Source organism: Paenibacillus tabacirhizosphaerae (assembly GCF_040812395.1).
GTDB lineage: Bacteria > Bacillota > Bacilli > Paenibacillales > NBRC-103111 > Paenibacillus_E.
The window spans coordinates 21,832-39,243 of sequence record NZ_JBFNXH010000003.1 but is presented as its reverse complement, the minus strand read 5'-3'; the positions used below and the strand labels follow the sequence as shown (position 1 = coordinate 39,243).

Annotated in this window: 21 protein-coding genes and 1 pseudogene; 17 read left to right on the top strand and 5 right to left on the bottom strand. The window is 43.3% G+C overall.

The features are described 5' to 3' along the window. The first annotated feature begins 13 nt into the window (after positions 1-13). From araA to ABRS97_RS05840, 6 genes are all read left to right on the top strand, one after another. A complete protein-coding gene (gene araA, locus ABRS97_RS05865; protein ID WP_367811980.1) occupies positions 14-1,501 on the top strand; it encodes an L-arabinose isomerase in 1,488 nt (495 codons plus the stop codon). 190 nt (positions 1,502-1,691) lie between these two features. Then, positions 1,692-2,687, top strand: coding sequence for an aldose 1-epimerase (locus ABRS97_RS05860; protein WP_367811979.1), 996 nt, complete (start codon positions 1,692-1,694; stop codon positions 2,685-2,687). Between the two features lie 37 nt (positions 2,688-2,724). After that, positions 2,725-2,880 (top strand): hypothetical protein, encoded by a 156-nt coding sequence (locus ABRS97_RS05855; RefSeq protein ID WP_367811978.1) that lies wholly within the window; start codon positions 2,725-2,727, stop codon positions 2,878-2,880. Positions 2,881-2,944: 64 nt separating this feature from the next. Then, positions 2,945-3,280 (top strand): ASCH domain-containing protein, encoded by a 336-nt coding sequence (locus ABRS97_RS05850; RefSeq protein WP_367811977.1) that lies wholly within the window; start codon positions 2,945-2,947, stop codon positions 3,278-3,280. A gap of 74 nt (positions 3,281-3,354) precedes the next feature. Further along, positions 3,355-3,798, top strand: coding sequence for a hypothetical protein (locus ABRS97_RS05845; protein ID WP_367812848.1), 444 nt, complete (start codon positions 3,355-3,357; stop codon positions 3,796-3,798). Positions 3,799-3,810: 12 nt separating this feature from the next. After that, a complete protein-coding gene (locus tag ABRS97_RS05840; protein ID WP_367811976.1) occupies positions 3,811-4,341 on the top strand; it encodes an NUDIX hydrolase in 531 nt (176 codons plus the stop codon). Positions 4,342-4,417: 76 nt separating this feature from the next. Here ABRS97_RS05840 and ABRS97_RS05835 read toward each other — a convergent pair whose 3' ends face one another. Further along, positions 4,418-4,843 carry a threonine/serine exporter family protein gene (locus ABRS97_RS05835; protein ID WP_367811975.1) on the bottom strand — a complete coding sequence of 142 codons (426 nt, stop codon included), beginning with the start codon at positions 4,841-4,843 and terminating at the stop codon, positions 4,418-4,420. Beyond that, complete coding sequence (locus tag ABRS97_RS05830) at positions 4,843-5,619, bottom strand: threonine/serine exporter family protein (protein ID WP_367811974.1); 777 nt, start codon at positions 5,617-5,619, stop codon at positions 4,843-4,845. The genes ABRS97_RS05835 and ABRS97_RS05830 overlap by 1 nt, the downstream gene beginning before the upstream one ends. A gap of 146 nt (positions 5,620-5,765) precedes the next feature. Here ABRS97_RS05830 and ABRS97_RS05825 point away from each other — a divergent pair, with 146 nt between their 5' ends. After that, entirely contained in the window at positions 5,766-6,590 is an 825-nt protein-coding gene (locus ABRS97_RS05825) for a metallophosphoesterase family protein (RefSeq protein WP_367811973.1), read from the top strand. Between the two features lie 22 nt (positions 6,591-6,612). Next, a complete protein-coding gene (locus tag ABRS97_RS05820; RefSeq protein WP_367811972.1) occupies positions 6,613-7,068 on the top strand; it encodes a GNAT family N-acetyltransferase in 456 nt (151 codons plus the stop codon). A gap of 73 nt (positions 7,069-7,141) precedes the next feature. Here ABRS97_RS05820 and ABRS97_RS05815 read toward each other — a convergent pair whose 3' ends face one another. Then, on the bottom strand, positions 7,142-9,169 hold the full coding sequence (locus ABRS97_RS05815; RefSeq protein ID WP_367811971.1) for a glycosyl hydrolase family 28-related protein: 2,028 nt from the start codon (positions 9,167-9,169) through the stop codon (positions 7,142-7,144). Between the two features lie 603 nt (positions 9,170-9,772). Here ABRS97_RS05815 and ABRS97_RS05810 point away from each other — a divergent pair. The 4 genes from ABRS97_RS05810 to msrA all read left to right on the top strand — a co-directional run bounded on the left by ABRS97_RS05810 (position 9,773) and on the right by msrA (position 13,072). After that, positions 9,773-10,528 (top strand): DUF2087 domain-containing protein, encoded by a 756-nt coding sequence (locus tag ABRS97_RS05810; RefSeq protein ID WP_367811970.1) that lies wholly within the window; start codon positions 9,773-9,775, stop codon positions 10,526-10,528. A gap of 28 nt (positions 10,529-10,556) precedes the next feature. Further along, positions 10,557-10,913 carry a GIY-YIG nuclease family protein gene (locus ABRS97_RS05805; RefSeq protein ID WP_367811969.1) on the top strand — a complete coding sequence of 119 codons (357 nt, stop codon included), beginning with the start codon at positions 10,557-10,559 and terminating at the stop codon, positions 10,911-10,913. A 107-nt stretch (positions 10,914-11,020) separates the two neighbouring features. Then, the gene (locus tag ABRS97_RS05800) at positions 11,021-11,953 is read left to right on the top strand and encodes a manganese-dependent inorganic pyrophosphatase (RefSeq protein ID WP_367811968.1); all 933 of its coding nucleotides are present in this window, start codon (positions 11,021-11,023) and stop codon (positions 11,951-11,953) included. A gap of 120 nt (positions 11,954-12,073) precedes the next feature. Further along, positions 12,074-13,072: a peptide-methionine (S)-S-oxide reductase MsrA gene (gene msrA, locus ABRS97_RS05795; RefSeq protein ID WP_367811967.1), complete on the top strand. Its 999-nt coding sequence runs from the start codon at positions 12,074-12,076 to the stop codon at positions 13,070-13,072. Positions 13,073-13,248: 176 nt separating this feature from the next. Here the strand turns inward: msrA and ABRS97_RS05790 are convergent, their stop codons facing one another. Then, positions 13,249-13,470, bottom strand: coding sequence for a hypothetical protein (locus ABRS97_RS05790; RefSeq protein ID WP_367811966.1), 222 nt, complete (start codon positions 13,468-13,470; stop codon positions 13,249-13,251). A gap of 193 nt (positions 13,471-13,663) precedes the next feature. Between ABRS97_RS05790 and ABRS97_RS05785 the strand changes: the two genes are divergently transcribed. The 5 genes and pseudogenes from ABRS97_RS05785 to ABRS97_RS05765 all read left to right on the top strand — a co-directional run bounded on the left by ABRS97_RS05785 (position 13,664) and on the right by ABRS97_RS05765 (position 16,057). After that, positions 13,664-14,302: an NAD(P)-dependent oxidoreductase gene (locus ABRS97_RS05785; RefSeq protein WP_367811965.1), complete on the top strand. Its 639-nt coding sequence runs from the start codon at positions 13,664-13,666 to the stop codon at positions 14,300-14,302. Positions 14,303-14,320: 18 nt separating this feature from the next. Then, positions 14,321-14,410 (top strand): annotated as a pseudogene (locus tag ABRS97_RS05780) (GNAT family N-acetyltransferase); the annotation flags it as partial. Positions 14,411-14,628: 218 nt separating this feature from the next. Then, positions 14,629-15,111, top strand: coding sequence for a DUF2975 domain-containing protein (locus tag ABRS97_RS05775; RefSeq protein ID WP_367811964.1), 483 nt, complete (start codon positions 14,629-14,631; stop codon positions 15,109-15,111). 10 nt (positions 15,112-15,121) lie between these two features. Beyond that, positions 15,122-15,340 (top strand): helix-turn-helix domain-containing protein, encoded by a 219-nt coding sequence (locus ABRS97_RS05770; RefSeq protein WP_367811963.1) that lies wholly within the window; start codon positions 15,122-15,124, stop codon positions 15,338-15,340. Positions 15,341-15,634: 294 nt separating this feature from the next. Next, a complete protein-coding gene (locus ABRS97_RS05765) occupies positions 15,635-16,057 on the top strand; it encodes a VOC family protein (RefSeq protein WP_367811962.1) in 423 nt (140 codons plus the stop codon). Between the two features lie 751 nt (positions 16,058-16,808). Here the strand turns inward: ABRS97_RS05765 and ABRS97_RS05760 are convergent. Then, positions 16,809-17,255: a DUF2269 family protein gene (locus ABRS97_RS05760; protein WP_367811961.1), complete on the bottom strand. Its 447-nt coding sequence runs from the start codon at positions 17,253-17,255 to the stop codon at positions 16,809-16,811. Between the last annotated feature and the right edge of the window lie 157 nt (positions 17,256-17,412).

Sequence of the window (17,412 nt, the reverse complement as noted above, 5' to 3'; positions counted from 1 at the left end):
GGAGGCGTACGCCATGACCCGATTATCTGAAAAAGTGTTTTGGTTCGTTACAGGAAGCCAACATCTTTATGGTCCAGAAACCTTGCTTCAAGTAGAAGCGCACTCACAGCAAATTACGGAAGGCATTGATCGTGCCCCGTCGATTCCGAGCAAGCTGATTTTCAAACCTGTGTTGACGACGCCGGATGCCATCCGCAGACTCTGCATTGAAGCTAACGCCGATGACAACTGCGCAGGTTTGATTACTTGGATGCATACCTTCTCACCTGCAAAAATGTGGATCGCGGGTCTTTCCGAGCTTCGCAAACCGCTGCTTCATCTTCATACGCAATTCAATCGCGATATCCCTTGGGACACCATTGATATGGACTTTATGAATCTTAACCAAGCGGCGCATGGCGACCGGGAGTATGGATTTATCGGCGCAAGAATGGGCATATCTCGCAAAGTGGTTGTCGGCTACTGGGAAGACCCAGCCGTCCTGAGCCGCATTGCTGGATGGATGCGCACGGCTGTGGCGTTCACCGAGGGACGTAGTTTGAAAGTCGCACGTTTCGGCGACAACATGCGTGAAGTTGCCGTAACTGAAGGCGATAAAGTGGAAGCGCAGATTAAATTCGGCTGGTCGATCAATGGATATGGAGTGGGCGATCTCGTTCAACGCGTAGGGGACATCTCTGAAGCGGAAGTTGATCAATTGATGGATGAATATAACGAATTGTACGATATTACAGCTGAAGGGCGTTCGGCAGGGCCTATCCGTGATGCGATTCGTGAACAAGCCCGTATCGAGCTAGGTTTGAAAGACTTTCTTCAAGACGGCGGCTTCGGTGCTTTCACGACGTCCTTCGAAGATTTGCATGGCTTGAAGCAGCTTCCTGGTCTTGCGGTTCAGCGCCTTATGGAGCAAGGCTACGGCTTCGGCGGCGAAGGGGACTGGAAAACGGCGGCACTCACGCGCGTGATGAAGATCATCGCAGGAAATAAAGGAACCTCTTTTATGGAAGATTACACGTACCATATGGAACCAGGGAATGAGCTTGTTCTCGGCGCGCATATGTTGGAGATTTGTCCAACGATTGCGGCTACGCGTCCGAAAATCGAAGTGCATCCGCTCGGTATTGGCGGCAAGGCCGATCCGGCACGGCTTGTGTTCGATGGCGCGTCCGGCGCAGCTGTGAACGCTTCGCTCATTGATATGGGCAACCGCTTTCGCCTCTTGATCAATGAAGTCGATGCGGTGCAGCCGGCCAAAGCGATGCCTAAACTGCCTGTGGCACGCGTTCTTTGGAAGCCTGAGCCATCCCTGCGCGATTCAGCAGAGGCTTGGATCTATGCTGGAGGCGCTCATCATACGGTGTTCTCCTACAACGTGAGATCAGAACAATTGGTAGACTGGGCTGAACTAGCTGGTGTGGAATGTGTGATTATTAATAAAAACACATCGCTTCTGCAGTTCCGCAACGAACTTCGTTTAGGCGAAGTGGCTTGGAGACGCTAAGATTTCACAAGGAGGCCGTTCATCCGATATTCGGATGACGGTCTTTTAGCATGTTACTTGTGCCGCTAGAAAGTCACATTTGTCGATGCGTGGGCTACTTTCGTCCATTGACATTAGTTTAATAAATGAATTAAAGTAAATTCGAATGAAGCTGCCCGTTGGCGGGCATTGACTTGGAGGGAACTTTGAGATGACAACAAAAGCTTACGCAGGCACGTATCAAGGGGAACAAGCCATTTGGCTGCAAGCGGGCCGTTACGAAGCAGCGGTTTTGCCGGAAATTGGGGCGAATCTGATTGCATTCAGGGATATAGAAAAGAATTACCGTTTCTTGCATGAACCTACTCCGGATGAAATGGAATCGTTTAAAGAGCGTCCGATCATTCATGGAATTCCGGTGCTTTTCCCGCCAAATCGTTATGAAGACGGGAAATTTCCATGGAAGGGAAGCGTCTATGAGTTTCCGGTTAATGAAGAAAAAACTGGCAATCATCTACATGGGTTTGTGCACAATATTCCATGGGCGGTTGAGAAGTTCGCAGCCGACGAGAATGAGAGCCGTGTGACACTTGCGCTGAAAGTAAAAGAAGGGCATTCCGTTCATGCTTATCTTCCGCATGAGTTCACACTTCGTCTGACCTATACACTTGGGCTTAATGGTTTACACCAACACATTAGTATCCATAATGAAGGCAACACTGCGATGCCATGTTTACTAGCGTTCCATACGGCTATTAATGCGCCTTTTGTTCCTGCCAGCCAAGCGTCGGACTATACATTCAAAATGACAATCGGGAATCGCTGGCAGCTCAACGAGCGGATGCTGCCTACCGGTGAATTCCAAGCGCTGACTGCTGAGGAAGAAAAGATGAAAGCAGGCGGGCTGTACCCGTTCTTCGGCTCGATGGACAACCACTATACGACAGCTCCGCAAAATGGACGCAACTATATGGAATTGACAGATTCCCGCGTGGGTGTAAAATTGGTATATGATGTAGGCACGTCCTATAAACAGTGGATGATCTGGAACAATGAGGCTACGGAAGGCTTCTTCTGTCCGGAGCCGCAAATGAATTTGGTGAATGCGCCAAATGTGAATCTTCCCGCGGAACAAATCGGTCTAGTGTCTTTGGAACCTGGAGAGATTTGGGAAGAAACCGGCCGCCTTTACTGTATAGAATACTGATCAAATAGCTGCCACATGTTGGATTGGGGATCAAGCGATGAATGATGAAGAGCTTAAGAAAGAGATCGAGAGGCTTAAAGAAGAGAATGCGAAATTAAAGCAAGAGCTTGCCAAGCTGCGCGGCGCCAAGCGACTTTCGTCCAGTTCTCTCGACACGATGTCAACGAAATTGAAAGAAGCGCTTCGCGAATAGCCGCCAAATCGACAAAGGACATTTCATTCGCTATAATATAAAAATGTAAAAAGGAGGGAATACAATGAGCGAAACAACACTGCCACCAAAAACTTGTACCATTGACCGTTTGGTTACGAAAGAAGCTGAAGTAGATAAAGTCCTAGCTGGTGAAAAAACAGCTTGCAGACGCAATGGGCGTTATGCAGACATCGGTGAAAAGATGGAGCTGCAAGGAAAATCGTACACCGTAACGAAGGTGTATCAACAAGCGTTGGGCGATTTGACCGAGCAAGATGCGAAAGCGGAAGGTCATCAAACCGTTGATGAGTACAAAGAGAGCATTCTGGCTATTCACCCAGGCATGCCTTGGCTGCCGCAAATGAAAGTATGGGTGCATGAATTCCAACTTGCAGAATAATCATTTGGGAAGCGAACAGTGCGGGTCTACGGATCTGCACTGTTTTGTAATTCCACTACCCTACAGAATGGATGATGGTGTTGTCTTGGTATGTACTGCTTTTATATCTTCATATTTTTAGCGTGGTACTAAGTATTGGCCCTTATTTTGTTTTATTTCCTCTATTAACTAAAATTCGCAATGCCCCTTTCGATCAGCTTCCCGACTATTTGGAACCTTTCCGGATTACTGTTCGCCTCACTAAACATGCCGGCCATGTACTTGTTGCCACGGGCATTATTCTAACTTGGATCACCTCATGGACATGGAAAACATCATGGATCGTACTTACCGTTCTCATCATGGTCGCTTCGCTCTATTTTATCGCTCGCGCTTTCTCACCGCTGCTTCGCCAGCTTCGAGCACCGCATGAGGATCGTAACTTGCTTGTCAACAAACTGCGGAATGCATTGATTTGGTACGTGTTAATTACACTGTCGATGATGTGGTTTATGGTCGCAAAGCCAAGTCTATGGTAAAGGGAATTGAAGATGCTCATTACATATAATATTTGTTTTGTCCGGCGAAATAATGAAATTTTGCTGCTTAATCGGGATAAACCAAGCTGGATGGGATGCTGGAATGGCATCGGCGGCAAAGTGGAGCAAGGCGAGCAACCCAGAACGTCCATGGAACGTGAAATAGGCGAGGAGACGGGTATTTCAGCTTATGTTTTGCACTTTAAAGGTCTTGTGACTTGGCGAGTGGATGGGGCAGGTTTTGGCGGGATGTACTTATATGTGGCGCAAGTCGATAGCCATCTTGAATTTGCGACGCCCCTTCGGATGAATGAAGGCATTTTGGATTGGAAGCACATCGATTGGATTATGCATGATGAGAACTTGGGCATAGCGACTAATCTACCTAAATGTTTAGATATCGCCTTAAAGGATTCGGTCCCTTACGATCATCATTGCATATACGAAAAAGGCCGATTGGTGGCGATGAGCGCCCACCAGATCGATGCCTCCATGGAGTGGGATTCGGCTTATAGACAATCCTATTTGGAAAAATATATGTAAGACTTTTCTCGTATGCACGACACCTAAAACTGATTATTTATATAGGTATTAGCTATTAAGATTGTCTTATCTATAGCTACAATCTCAGCCTTCGGATTACATGATTAATCACTTCAGAGAAAACAAGGCCAATTGCGATAGCACCCGATAGCATAAACGCTTTCACGGCGAGTTGCACAGCTACGTCATAATGATTTTCAACGATGTTTCGCATTGCGTCATAAGCTAAACCGCCAGGGACTAACGGGATGATGCCTGAAACGCTGAATACGATAATCGGTGTTTTGTATACCTTAGCAAAAATTTGGCTGGTTACGGTCACAACAAAAGAAGCAATTAAGGTTGCCATGATGGCATTTACGGAAAATTGCAAAAAAGAGAGATAGAGAAACCAACCCAGCATGCCTACAAATCCACATTGAAATAATGTGCGTTTGGGGACATTGAAGAGGATGGCAAACGCACCCGAAGCGATAAAGCTTGTCAGAAGCTGTTCTATCATCACAGTATTCCCCTCCCCTCAAATAAGGAAAGGACGAAAGCTATCCCTGCGCCTATCGCAAAAGCGGTTAGAAACGCCTCTGCTCCCTTTGAAAGTCCGGATACGAAATGCCCGGCCATGAGGTCCCGAACCGCGTTGGTTATGAGAAGCCCTGGAACTAAAGGCATAACGGAGCCAATGATGATTTTATCCAGATCATGACCAATCCCCATTTTCAGAAACAGAACAGCTATACTTCCAATGAGGAGAGAAGCAAGAAATTCTGAGAAAAATTTGATCGGAACAAGCCGATGGAAATAGTTAAGAAATGCCAGGCCGGCGCCACCGGTTAGCAGAGCAGGTATGAAGTCATGCCAGGTTCCGTCAAACATGATGAGGAAGCAACCGCTTGCAGCCGATGCAGCAATGATTTTGATCCATCCCGGATAACCGGGGCTGGCTGAATCGATTTGCTCCAATAGGCGAAAGGCTTCAGGCACAGTGAGTTCACCTTGGCTAATTTGTCGGGAAACGGCGTTCACGCCTGTCACTTTGTGCAAGTCTGTTGAGCGCTCGGATATCCGAATCAAGCGGGTGGCTTGCTCAGGCCCATCGATGGAAAAGATAATCCCGGTTGGCGTAACGTAGCTATGCGCATTTGGAATGCCGAATGCCGAGGCCACGCGGGTCATCGTATCTTCAACGCGGTAGGTTTCGCCTCCGTTTTCCAGCATGATTTTGCCGGCTAACAAACAAACTTGCGCGATTTCATAGGTTGTGTGGGTTGGGCGATCCATTTGTATGATCTCCTCGTTCATTGTATTTGCCCAAAGTATAGTACAGGGCTACGAGGCTTTCAAGTCAAGGGCAAGAAATTTGTTATTGGAACAACGCATCATATTGGTGTAAACTCACAGTATAGTAGCTAACAAAGAGGGATTACATGGCACAATTCGACCTTATTTCCGATATTCATCTTGATTTTTGGGTTAAACAGACAGGCAGCTTATGGAGTCTGCAAAGGAAAATTAAGAAATTCATCGGAAAGATTTTGCCTGAGACGGGATCGAACACGCTGCTCATTGCAGGGGATCTGGGACACAGCAATAAGATGAATTACATCTTCCTTAAGCAGCTGAAGGAACATTACGCCAATATTCTAATCGTGATGGGTAATCATGATTATTATTTGGACAAGGCAGCTTTGATGGACGGCAGTATACGTGACTCCATGGATCGCATGAAAGAAATGAAGCAGCTTGCTCGCCAACTCCCCGGGGTTACTTACTTGGATGGGGATATCATCGTGCTGGATGGCGTCATCTATGGCGGATGCGGCATGTGGTATGATTTGCAATATGGCATTCAAGTACTGAGGTCCAGTCAGGATCATCTATTCAAACATTGGATGAAAGTATCCAATGACTATTCTCGAATTCGCGGCAAACCTCGATTGACGCTGGATATGTTTCGAAAAGAAAAAGCGAAGCTGGACAAGATTATCTCCGCTTCTCAAGTCATCCTGACCCATGTCTCACCGGATTGGAGCAGGGTGCCTGAGGGGAGGGAGCTGGACTTGGCAACGAGCTTTTATTACTTTGACGGCTCATCTTACACTAGCCAGTTGGCTAATAAAATATGGTGCTTCGGACATCTGCATGAGCGGATGGATTACGTCGAGCACAAGTGCAGATTCATTAATGCATCCTTGGGCTATCCCAAGGAACCGAAAGCACTTCCAAGTCCCATACGTACGATAACAATTTAAGTTACGGAGGCGTCAATCGACAATGAGTATTGAGATTAAACTCGTAAGCCACACCAATTCTTCCTTGCATGGATTAATTGCTAAGCTGGATCACTATCTGAAAGAAATATACCCGATAGAAGAAATTCATTTCGTAGACTTCAACGACCCCTCCGTAGAAGAAATCACTTTCGCAGTTGCGTACGAAGGCGAAGTCCCTGTAGGCTGCGGCGCTTTGAGGCCCTATGATCAGGAGATCACCGAGCTGAAACGATTTTTTGTCGATCCTGCGTATCGGAATCGCGGAATTGCCTCACAAATACTAGCTTTCCTTGAACAGCATGCCAAAGAAACGGGATATGACATTGTTCGGCTAGAAACAGGCGCTCCGCAGCATGAAGCGATCGGGCTGTATGCCAAATATGGCTATTATCCGATCGAACCGTTCGGAGAATACATCGATACGAAGAGCAGCTTATGTTTTGAGAAAAAAATATAAACAATCTATAAAAAAAGCGATGCTCAGTAAATGGAGCGCCGCTTTTTTTAAAAATTGTTTATTTTATATGATTTTAATTGCGGGTTGAAAAGGTATATTGGATATATGATGAAACGAATTTCCAAGTTACTCCATCAATGCCATCAATGTAACTGCTTCCATCTCCGGTTGGAGCGCTTTCACCAGATGTACCTGCTGTTATGCATTCATACACATTCCCTGCATTGTTTACACGTTGCCCTAGAAGGTAGCTTGTATTAGTTACCCAATTCGCATATTTACTACCTCCTGTAGTACAAATGTAACAGAAAATCCCCCCTGTTTGCATATTCGCTGGATACAATATCGTATCATTTTCAAATGTATATAATGTTGGCTCACCAGAAACGTAGTACAAACCATTTTTGATATAAAAAATATACTCATTTTCTATAAAAATTTGCGGAACTCTGTTGTTTGTATAACGATACAAAGAGAATTTATATTTAGCTTGTTCTCTAATGTAAATCACACCATCTGATACAACATTCGTGACCTGATCGTGTTCACCAGATGATACTACAGCGCGTACAGTTGTGCCATCACAACCTAGTGCGACTACACCATCCACAGTCATGTAGTCGGCCAATCCTTGAATAGCATGTCCAAATGTAGTTTCTACGATTGTATCCTTGATTAGAACTCCATTATGCATTGCGCTAATAACAATAGGGTTTTCAGCTTTAATATGGCCACCGATAATTTTGGTATTTAAATCATATTCAATTAAACTATCGCGAATATAAATTCCAGAGCCTCTTGCAAGGGAGTTTTCAATGTCAGCATTGATAATTTTGATCGTGTTAAGCCCTGATGGGCACTCTAGTTTAATACCATACGGACTATTTGACCTGATGACTGGATTAGGGATAGTAATGTGACTACAAGTTTCTTTAAGGACAATCGGTGCCTCCGATGCCCCAGATAGGGTATGAAGTCGTTTTGCAGTAATTGTAGAATTGGTTACATTTAAAAACTCTACAGCTTGATCATCACAATTAAGCATCTCTGCGATGACATGAATATCGTCACTCTCCGAGAATTGAACTGATTCGAGCCGATTACCTGTACTAATATTGTTTTCTCTGTAATATCGACCACCAGCTATCGATTTTACGTCATAAGTGAGGTTCCTTGCCGCAAAAATCGTACTATCTCGGTCTGGTGAATCCGTATATATAGCTTTAATCCTTGCGTGTTGTATACCATTAGCACGAAACGCTTTTGATCCTGTCCCATCGGACAAACCTGTTCTCGTTGCTATAATTGCTGCTTCGAAATTATTACAATCATTCATTACCATTCCAAAAACTGCAGCAAATTTTATGCTCTTAAAATTGACAACGAAATCACAGCATTGATTAAAATATACACCGCTCGCAGAAGTTCCTGCTATTGATCCGGTTACATTTATTCTATACTTGCCACCAACGGCATGAGCTACAGTAAGCCCGACCCCATTAAAAAATATGTTATCTTGGATAGATAGATGATAGGGTAGATTTATTTTCGAAATAGTAACAGCAGTTAAGTTGTACTTAATCTGTCTGTCTAATTTAATAACGCCAGAAGCAACTTCCTCAACTTTCGCAACGAATTTTAAGTATGTATATCTTGAGGGAGAATAATCGGAGTGGGAAATATCACCTGCTATCTGGACATAATCCCCTTCTACAACGGAAATAGTTGATGTTACAATATTACTACCATCATCTAGGTTATTCGCATTGACCGAACTTGAAAGCTGACTGTCAAAATTGAAGCTGCCAGTTCCTATGAATTCTACCTTACCATCACAGGAAAAAATGATATTCTTACCATTTACACGGATGGTACCATTAATCAAATAAGTTCCTGCAGGTGCAAAGATTGTCCCACCCGATATAATTGTATTAAATGCATTTTGTATGTTTGTAGTATCGTCATGCACGCCGTCTCCAATTGCACCGTGGTCTTTAACATTAATGGTTGTTTGACTAGATGATTGAGCAGCAGCAGGCTGAAGTACTTTATTACCAGCTAATTTCCTTCTCGATACACTTTTGTCATTGCCTTTCTCCACAAAACCGCCTCCTTGATACTAATTGTAACTATCATAGCGTGATCTGATTTTTTTTGTATATTGTGGAATTGAGAAATTCAAAAAAATATCTCAGTTATTTGACTGTGTTCGAGGGATATTAATGGGCTCTTTATAATACTAGATGGAAACTAGGCAGCAAAAAAAGGAGTTTCTTAGTTGTATGTCAACCAAGTGAAGGAAATTCATACCTGATGAAAAAGCATGTGTTGTACTGGAAATTCTGAAAGTAATTCATAATCTTCCCCAGTTGAATGTCGATGATCGCGAAGGCATCACTAAAATGAAAAATGAAAATCAGATCAACGAACTCTACGCTGAAGTCGGGAAACTATTCACCCAATCAGCGTGGCTCGAAAAAATCTGGCCTCTGAGATGCCTCGTGAGCAGCAAGTAGAGTTCCTGGAATGGCAAAAATCTGAATTTCCTATCACGTGCAAGCGCAGCTCCCGCAAGCAAAGATAGCACTCATTCTTGCCCCCAATGAAACTGGGGTTGTTTGCTGTGAAGTTGGAATTGACAATTAAACAAACGATGTAATAATATATCTATTATATAATAAACAACATTAGGATGTGTTTGAAAATGGAAGTAACTGATGGGTTTTGGAATGCGAGTTTGGATGAGTTGAAACAAGGATATGTGCAAGAGGGGAATTATTATACGTGCCTGCTTTGCGGCAAGCGAACAGAGATTGGCCTTATTTATCCAGAAGATAGCATCTATTATGAGGCTGAACGATACATGAAGCATCATATTCAGGCGAAGCATGGGTCTGTTTTTCACTACTTAATCGGGCTGAACAAAAAGCTGACAGGTCTTACAGAGCACCAGAACAGCTTGTTGAAACTTTTTTATGAAGGAAAGAACGATGCTGAGGTTCAAAAAGAATTAGCTATCGGGAGCGCATCAACGATTCGCAACCATCGTTTTGGCTTGAAAGAAAAAGAGCGCCAGTCCAAAGTATTCCTGGCTATGATGGAATTGTTGAAGGAGAAGGACCAGCATGCGCCAACTTTCGTGGACATTCACAAAACAGCCACAATGGTCGACGAACGATACAATGTTACCCAGGAAGAGTATGAGAAAATCGTCCAAAAATATTTCCCTGAGGGCGTGACGGGGTCTCTGACCACTTTCTCACTGCAGGAAAAGCATAAACTCGTGGTCTTGCGTGAGATTGCCAAGCGTTTCGAAGCGGATCGCCTATATAGCGAGAAGGAAATTAATGAGATATTGAAAGAAGCGTATCACGATTTTGTCACGCTGCGACGATATTTGATTGAGTACGGCTTCCTGGACAGAAAAGAAGACGGCAGCGAGTATTGGTTGATGGGATGATAACATGAATAATAAGGAGAAGAGCGCAATGAATCGCAGACAAGAATTACAACAACTATATAAAGAAATAAAAACAGAGGCAGGCATTTATCAAATTCGGAATACGAAAAACGATAAAGTATGGGTCGACAGCACTAAAAATCTAAAATCGATGAATGGGAAACAAATTTCACTCGAGATGGGTACCCATCTGAACAAAGAGCTTCAGCAAGATTGGAAAGATTTCGGCAAAGAAGCTTTCGTTTTCGAACTGTTGGAAGTGCTTAAAGTGAAGGAAACCGGATATTTCGACGCCGCGGATGCCCTCAAAAAGCTGGAAGCGAAATGGCTCGAAAAGCTCCAGCCTTATGGCGAGAGAGGGTATAATAAGCAGAAACCGAATTAATCACACTAAAGCTTTTGGTTTAGTAGTGGATTTACATGAATAATTTAGTATAATCGTTATTAGAGATTCATACTTCTCGCCAATAAAAACGATTAAGGAGTTTTGAAATGGAAAAAACACTTATTTTCGGACATAAAAATCCAGACACCGATTCAATTTGTTCTGCGATTGCCTACGCGGCATTGAAAACCAAACTAGGTCAAAACGTAGAGCCAGTCCGTCTGGGTGCTGTTAACGGTGAAACGCAATTTGCACTGGATACGTTTAAAGTTGAAGCGCCTCGCCTCGTTGAAACGGTTGCTAATGAAGTGAAAAACGTAATCTTGGTAGACCACGTTGAGCGCCAACAAAGCGCTAGCGACATTGATCAAGTTCGTGTAGTAGAAGTTATCGATCACCACCGTATTGCTAATTTCGAAACCAGCCATCCGCTTTATTACCGCGCAGAGCCTGTAGGTTGCACAGCAACTATTTTAAATAAATTGTACAAAGAAAACGGTATTGCCATTGATAAAGCTATTGCTGGTTTGATGCTTTCCGCCATTATTTCGGATTCTTTGCTGTTCAAGTCCCCGACTTGCACAGAGCAAGATGTTGCCGCAGCTCGCGAATTGGCAGAAATCGCCGGCGTGAACGCGGAAGCTTATGGTTTGGACATGCTGAAAGCAGGAGCGGATTTAAGCGACAAAACGATCGCGCAATTGATTACGCTGGATGCCAAAGAATTCCAAATGGGCAGTTACAAAGTGGAAATCGCACAAGTCAATGCGGTTGACGTTAATGAAGTACTTGTAAAGCAGCCGGAACTCGAAGCTGCATTGTCGGCTAATATCGCTGAGAAAAACCTCGACTTGTTCCTGTTCGTTGTAACGGATATTTTGAACAATGACTCTGTTGGCTTGGCGCTGGGTCGTAAATCAGATGCGGTTGAGAAAGCCTACAACGTGCAGCTGGTTGATAACAAAGCAACACTTAAGGGCGTTGTTTCGCGTAAATCGCAAATCGTTCCTGTTCTAACGGATGTATTCAATAAGCTGTAAGTCAAAAAAGATGAACCAGCAGCACCGTTCACATTGTTGAGCGGTGTTTTTTGGCTGTATGCCATTCTTTTGGTATCATAGAGAGGTTAAGGAAGAAAGAAGAAAGAGGTGGAGCAGGAGATGATTGAACAAGCTGGTCGTGTTGATTATGAGCTGGCAACGTTTGCTGGCGGTTGTTTTTGGTGCATGGTTACTCCATTTGAGGAACTGCCAGGAATCCTTGGCATGGTTTCCGGATATACCGGCGGCCATACTTTGAATCCGACCTACAAGGAAGTGTGCTCGGAGACGACGGGCCATGCAGAGGCAGTGCAAATCAAGTTTGACCCTGATCTCTTCCCCTATGAGAAGTTATTAGACATTTTTTGGCGTCAAATCGATCCGACCGACAGCGGAGGGCAATTTCATGACCGTGGCTCATCGTATCGCCCGGCGATCTTTTATCATAGCGAAGAGCAGAGATTGAAGGCCGAAGCATCTAAGGCAGCTTTGGCGCAAAGCGGACGGTTTGACCGTCCCATTGTGACGGAAATCGTTCCTGCGGAGACGTTTTACGCGGCTGAGGACTATCATCAGGATTATCATCACAAAAATCCGCTGCGCTATAAAGCTTACCGCAAAGGTTCTGGGCGCGATGCTTATATCGAACGCCACTGGAATACAGCGAAAGATAGAGAAGCCCGTAAAGAGAAGCTGACTCCGTTGCAGTATGAAGTTACGCAAAACAATGCGACTGAGCGTCCCTTTACGAATGAATTCTGGGATTCACATGAAGAAGGACTTTATGTGGATATCGTGTCGGGCGAGCCGTTATTCAGTTCTTACGACAAGTTCGATTCAGGCTGCGGCTGGCCGAGCTTTACGAAACCGATATTTCAAGGCACTGTGAAGGAAAAGGTGGATACAAGCCACTTCATGGTTCGTACCGAAGTGCGCAGCCAAGAAGCGGATTCTCATTTAGGACATGTATTTCCAGATGGACCAGGGCCTTCCGGGCTTCGATATTGCATTAATTCCGCATCGCTAAGATTTATCCCAGTCGATGATTTGGCGGCAGAAGGGTATGGAGCCTATCTGCGTTTCTTTAAGAATGACGAAACGAATCCTGACAAGTTGTAACCATGCACCGCATACAATAAACCAAGGATAGCTGAAGCCAGAGGCTTGTTAATGGTGGCCGCGGCGTCTATGCCAGGCCAACGGATGACTAATTTGTAAAGGATAGACACTACTGAGAATCATTCATTCTCCTGTAGTGTCTTTTTTTTGGATCCATTTTACTCCTCCATGTTGAGTTACTGAGCAGTCGTTTTCACGATGTAAACAAGTAATGCGAGAATGCCTAGTGCAATGGCGATCACATAAAACAAAGTCAATCTGGACCAATTGCCTCTAGTTTTATTGTCGTACTCCGGATTCCCGTCTCGATTAGGCTTTGATTTTCCAATAAGAATTGTGAATAAGACTCCTGCGATTAAAATAACGGAAAAAATCAAATAGTAGATACTGGTTGACAAGTAGATCACCTCCATGTAGCTGATCTACTTTCTTTTCCCCCAATGTAAGCTTGAAAATGCATGCAGGGGTTAAAAAAAAGTAGGGTTGACAATTCATACTAGTTGTAACTATAATGATTACATCGAGATAAGTTGTAATCATATTGATTACGACGAGATTGAAAATAATATAAACTCAGTGGAGGGATATCAAATGAAAATAGCTGTTATTGGAGCAAGCGGTAAAGCAGGAAACAACATTGTGAAGGAGTCTTTGGATAGAGGGCATTCGGTTACAGCGATCGTAAGAGACGCATCCAAGATCGATAATCAAAGAGTTGCTGTTATCGAAAAGGATGTATTCGCCTTAACTTCGGCGGATTTAAGCGCATTTGATGGCGTTGTGAATGCATTCGGAGCGGCGCCGGGACAAGAACATAAGCATGTAGAAGCTGGGAAAGTTCTTATTGAAGCGTTGAAAGGAGCTCCTAACACTAGACTGCTTGTTGTTGGCGGAGCTGGAAGCTTATATGTAGATCCTGATAAAACGATTCGCGTCGTGGATACGCCTGAATTCCCCAAAGAATATTTGCCGACTGCTTTAAATCAAGGTGAGAACTTGAAAGATCTGCAGCAAAGCACGGGTATCCAATGGACATTCATTTCCCCATCTGCGTTCTTCGATCCGCAAGGCAAACGGACCGGAGCTTACCAAAAAGGCAAGGATCATCTGTTGACGAACTCGCAAGGACAGAGCTATATCAGCTATGCAGACTATGCCATCGCTCTGTTGGATGAGATTGAAAACCCGCAGCATAAAAACGAGCGATTCACCGTTGTTGGCGAAGCTTAATGGCAGAAGAAACAATAAAAAAATGGACTTTGTTCAACAGGAGCACACTCTTTTTATAGGGGTGATGAAGAACAAATAGATTTTATAATGACCAAAACACTCATATAACATTTTCTCTGAAGTAACTATCGGGCAGTTTTGTTGAAGAAATTGTAAATTTAACATTTTATAGTAGGAGCATTTCTTTGTAATGAGAAATGCTTCTTATTTTTTTGCTTAACATAAAAAGGATATTTCATTAACAATGAAAAACGATATTAATTTATTGTAAAACAATAAATCGTGTGTTAAAGTCATTTTATAATTAAATTAGCGAGGTGCTCTTAATGAAACGGGGAACAACACTCTTTTTGAAGATAGCTGTTATTCTTATTGGAATCCCAATTCTTGCTTTGTGCATATTTTTAGTGCCTAAGATCGGGAATTTTGCTGGAGAATTGTATCCAGATATCGGTTATATGAAATCTCTCGTTTTAATCGATATGTACGCGGCAGCGATACCTTTTTACTTGGCTCTGTATCAAACTTTTAAACTTTTAAGCTATATTGATAAAAACCAAGCGTTCTCAGAATTATCCGTTAAGGCTTTAAAGAATATAAAATACTGTGCCATCACAATTAGTACCTTGTACCTGCTAGGTATGCCACTTTACTATCTCATGGGGAAGAGAGTTGACCCTCCAAGTTTCATTCCAATGGGATTGGTCATTATTTTCGCCTCTATGGTGATCGCCGTTTTTGCCGCTGTTCTCCAAAGACTTTTACAGGAAGCTATACATATAAAATCAGAAAATGATTTTACGATCTGAGGTGAATAACATGGCGATTATCATCAATATTGATGTGATGTTAGCAAAACGGAAAATGAGCGTAACGGAGCTAGCGGAGAGGGTTGGAATTACTATGGCGAATCTTTCTATTTTGAAAAATGGGAAAGCAAAGGCGGTTCGTTTTTCAACATTAGAAGCGATATGTAAGACTTTGGATTGTCAGCCAGGTGATATTTTGGAGTACAAAAGCGACGAAGACACTGAATAAAAACAGACAACAAATTTATTTAACTAACGAGGAACGATAGCATAATGAGAACATGCTGCCAACAAAAAATCGGCAGCATGTATGGCTATACGAACGGGCAGGATAGCGTGGCGGCAGACGTTTGTAGATGATTACAGAATTACATGAAATATAGTAAAATAAGGATATTGTCTTTGTTGAGTAAAGACAACATTCCGATTGGAGGCATTAGGATGAGCATAAAGGTCAAAGAATGATATGTGAAAATATAGCTTGAATGAATAAGAAAGCCCCAAATCTGGAGGAGTTGAGAAAATGGTTCAATCAATAGTCCATATCGCTCTAGTTGTAAAAGATTATGATGAGGCAATAGAGTTTTATACAAAGAAGCTAAATTTTACATTAGTTGAAGATACTTATCAGTCAGAACAAGATAAACGGTGGGTAGTAGTATCTCCCCCTGGTTCAGTCGGCACCACAATATTACTTGCAAGAGCATCTAAAGCTGAACAAGAGCCATTTATCGGTAATCAGTCAGGCGGTAGAGTTTTTCTATTTTTAAACACTGATGATTTTTGGAGAGATTATAATGAAATGATCTCAAGAGGAATAGAATTTGTGAGAGAGCCAAAAGATCAATCGTACGGGATGGTTGCAGTATTTAAGGATCTATATGGGAACCTATGGGATTTGCTAGAGCTGAAAGAAGATCATCCAATTTCCAAACGAATTAAGTAGTCGATAACCGATATAGTTAGTAGTTTTTTATATTTAGGCTCATATGATTATGTAGCTTGCCATTGCTCAAATAGCATCATTGATTGTTGCACTAACGAGGAACGATAGTGTGGAGCTGCCATGTGGTAGCTCCTCTTTGATGTAATTGAAGTTATGGGCAGATTTGCTTAACAAGTGGACAGCTATTTGGTGAAGTAGACACGCTTTGTCTGCTACACATTCTTTTTTTCCTCAAATGGAAAATCACTAAACATCGTTTCGACGTTTCTTGAAAAAGGTGGCTGTTGCATTAACGTTGGAGCAGCCACAGAACCGGAAATGACACTCCAGGATAGACTCGAATCTATACCGGACGGAGTACTCATTCTTGATGGAATAGGTAAGGCACCAAGTGTGTTAAAAGATCTTGGACGATTAGCTCAAATGGTTGCCGAGGGACGATTGAACCCTGAAATCGCACAAGAGGTATCATGAACCGATATTGCAAAGGTTATTCAGAGCCTTTTGAACCGTCAAATTGCTGGTAAGGCGGTACTGACTATCTCTTAATGGTGTTGCGACGGAAACTATAGTAACATAGGGGCTGCCGGAATCGTCGGCAGCCCCTAGACCTTATTTAATTCCTTAGGATCGCTTGGTATAAGGTTCTGTGTCCCAAGCAGCCTCAAACATGGTAGTAACTGAACCCAAAACCAAAACTAGCACTTAACGAAATGGACTAAGGTTAAAGATGGAAAATATTATTTATCTCTTAGAACGGCTTGAACACCATCAGGATAAGCGAAATGAAAACGGCTAGATTGGCAGTGCCCTCCAACCATGCAGATCGTCTGCGGCTTCGCCGATAGGAATCAGGTAACGCATCGCCCTGTACTTGCTGCAGTAGCGCAAGTTGCTTCTTAATGCCGGAGGGAAGCATGACGGCCAGAATGATCAGAATGACGAAGAAGATCGCAATGGAGACCACATACCACAACTCCCGAAATAGAAAAGTTTGAAGGAATCCGAGACCGAGACCGCTAAGAATCAGCAGAGTTCCTCCGATTTTGGGCAGGATTGCCAACTTATTCTGTATAGCCAGCCCGAATCTGGCCTGCCCTGTCGTCCGAACACCGCTCATGATGAGTGGATAGCCCATGATTGCAACGATAGCGGTTACAGCGGATAGGATGTGGATGAATACCAAATAAATATACATGAATGAGGTTCCTCCTAGATTCTAAATTGATTTTCAATTCATTGCGAATTGGAACGTTTGTCTTCGCGATGGATCTTTTTGGCGAGACCGGCTATTTGTTGAAGCGAAGTCTCCGTGCAGCAGCATCCGCAGATTTCACGGAATAAAGGAAAAGCTG

What these genes read in the sequence shown, in the direction of transcription:
- ABRS97_RS05820 (WP_367811972.1), top strand. Translation starts at nt 6,613, where the DNA reads ATGAGTATTGAGATTAAACTCGTAAGCCACACCAATTCTTCCTTGCAT.
- ABRS97_RS05830 (WP_367811974.1), bottom strand. Translation starts at nt 5,619, where the DNA reads ATGGATCGCCCAACCCACACAACCTATGAAATCGCGCAAGTTTGTTTG.
- ABRS97_RS05775 (WP_367811964.1), top strand. Translation starts at nt 14,629, where the DNA reads ATGAAACGGGGAACAACACTCTTTTTGAAGATAGCTGTTATTCTTATT.
- ABRS97_RS05860 (WP_367811979.1), top strand. Translation starts at nt 1,692, where the DNA reads ATGACAACAAAAGCTTACGCAGGCACGTATCAAGGGGAACAAGCCATT.
- ABRS97_RS05785 (WP_367811965.1), top strand. Translation starts at nt 13,664, where the DNA reads ATGAAAATAGCTGTTATTGGAGCAAGCGGTAAAGCAGGAAACAACATT.
- ABRS97_RS05805 (WP_367811969.1), top strand. Translation starts at nt 10,557, where the DNA reads ATGAATCGCAGACAAGAATTACAACAACTATATAAAGAAATAAAAACA.
- ABRS97_RS05770 (WP_367811963.1), top strand. Translation starts at nt 15,122, where the DNA reads ATGGCGATTATCATCAATATTGATGTGATGTTAGCAAAACGGAAAATG.
- ABRS97_RS05835 (WP_367811975.1), bottom strand. Translation starts at nt 4,843, where the DNA reads ATGATAGAACAGCTTCTGACAAGCTTTATCGCTTCGGGTGCGTTTGCC.
- ABRS97_RS05845 (WP_367812848.1), top strand. Translation starts at nt 3,355, where the DNA reads ATGGTGTTGTCTTGGTATGTACTGCTTTTATATCTTCATATTTTTAGC.
- ABRS97_RS05855 (WP_367811978.1), top strand. Translation starts at nt 2,725, where the DNA reads ATGAATGATGAAGAGCTTAAGAAAGAGATCGAGAGGCTTAAAGAAGAG.
- araA (WP_367811980.1), top strand. Translation starts at nt 14, where the DNA reads ATGACCCGATTATCTGAAAAAGTGTTTTGGTTCGTTACAGGAAGCCAA.
- ABRS97_RS05800 (WP_367811968.1), top strand. Translation starts at nt 11,021, where the DNA reads ATGGAAAAAACACTTATTTTCGGACATAAAAATCCAGACACCGATTCA.
- ABRS97_RS05810 (WP_367811970.1), top strand. Translation starts at nt 9,773, where the DNA reads ATGGAAGTAACTGATGGGTTTTGGAATGCGAGTTTGGATGAGTTGAAA.
- msrA (WP_367811967.1), top strand. Translation starts at nt 12,074, where the DNA reads ATGATTGAACAAGCTGGTCGTGTTGATTATGAGCTGGCAACGTTTGCT.
- ABRS97_RS05760 (WP_367811961.1), bottom strand. Translation starts at nt 17,255, where the DNA reads ATGTATATTTATTTGGTATTCATCCACATCCTATCCGCTGTAACCGCT.
- ABRS97_RS05825 (WP_367811973.1), top strand. Translation starts at nt 5,766, where the DNA reads ATGGCACAATTCGACCTTATTTCCGATATTCATCTTGATTTTTGGGTT.
- ABRS97_RS05840 (WP_367811976.1), top strand. Translation starts at nt 3,811, where the DNA reads ATGCTCATTACATATAATATTTGTTTTGTCCGGCGAAATAATGAAATT.
- ABRS97_RS05765 (WP_367811962.1), top strand. Translation starts at nt 15,635, where the DNA reads ATGGTTCAATCAATAGTCCATATCGCTCTAGTTGTAAAAGATTATGAT.
- ABRS97_RS05850 (WP_367811977.1), top strand. Translation starts at nt 2,945, where the DNA reads ATGAGCGAAACAACACTGCCACCAAAAACTTGTACCATTGACCGTTTG.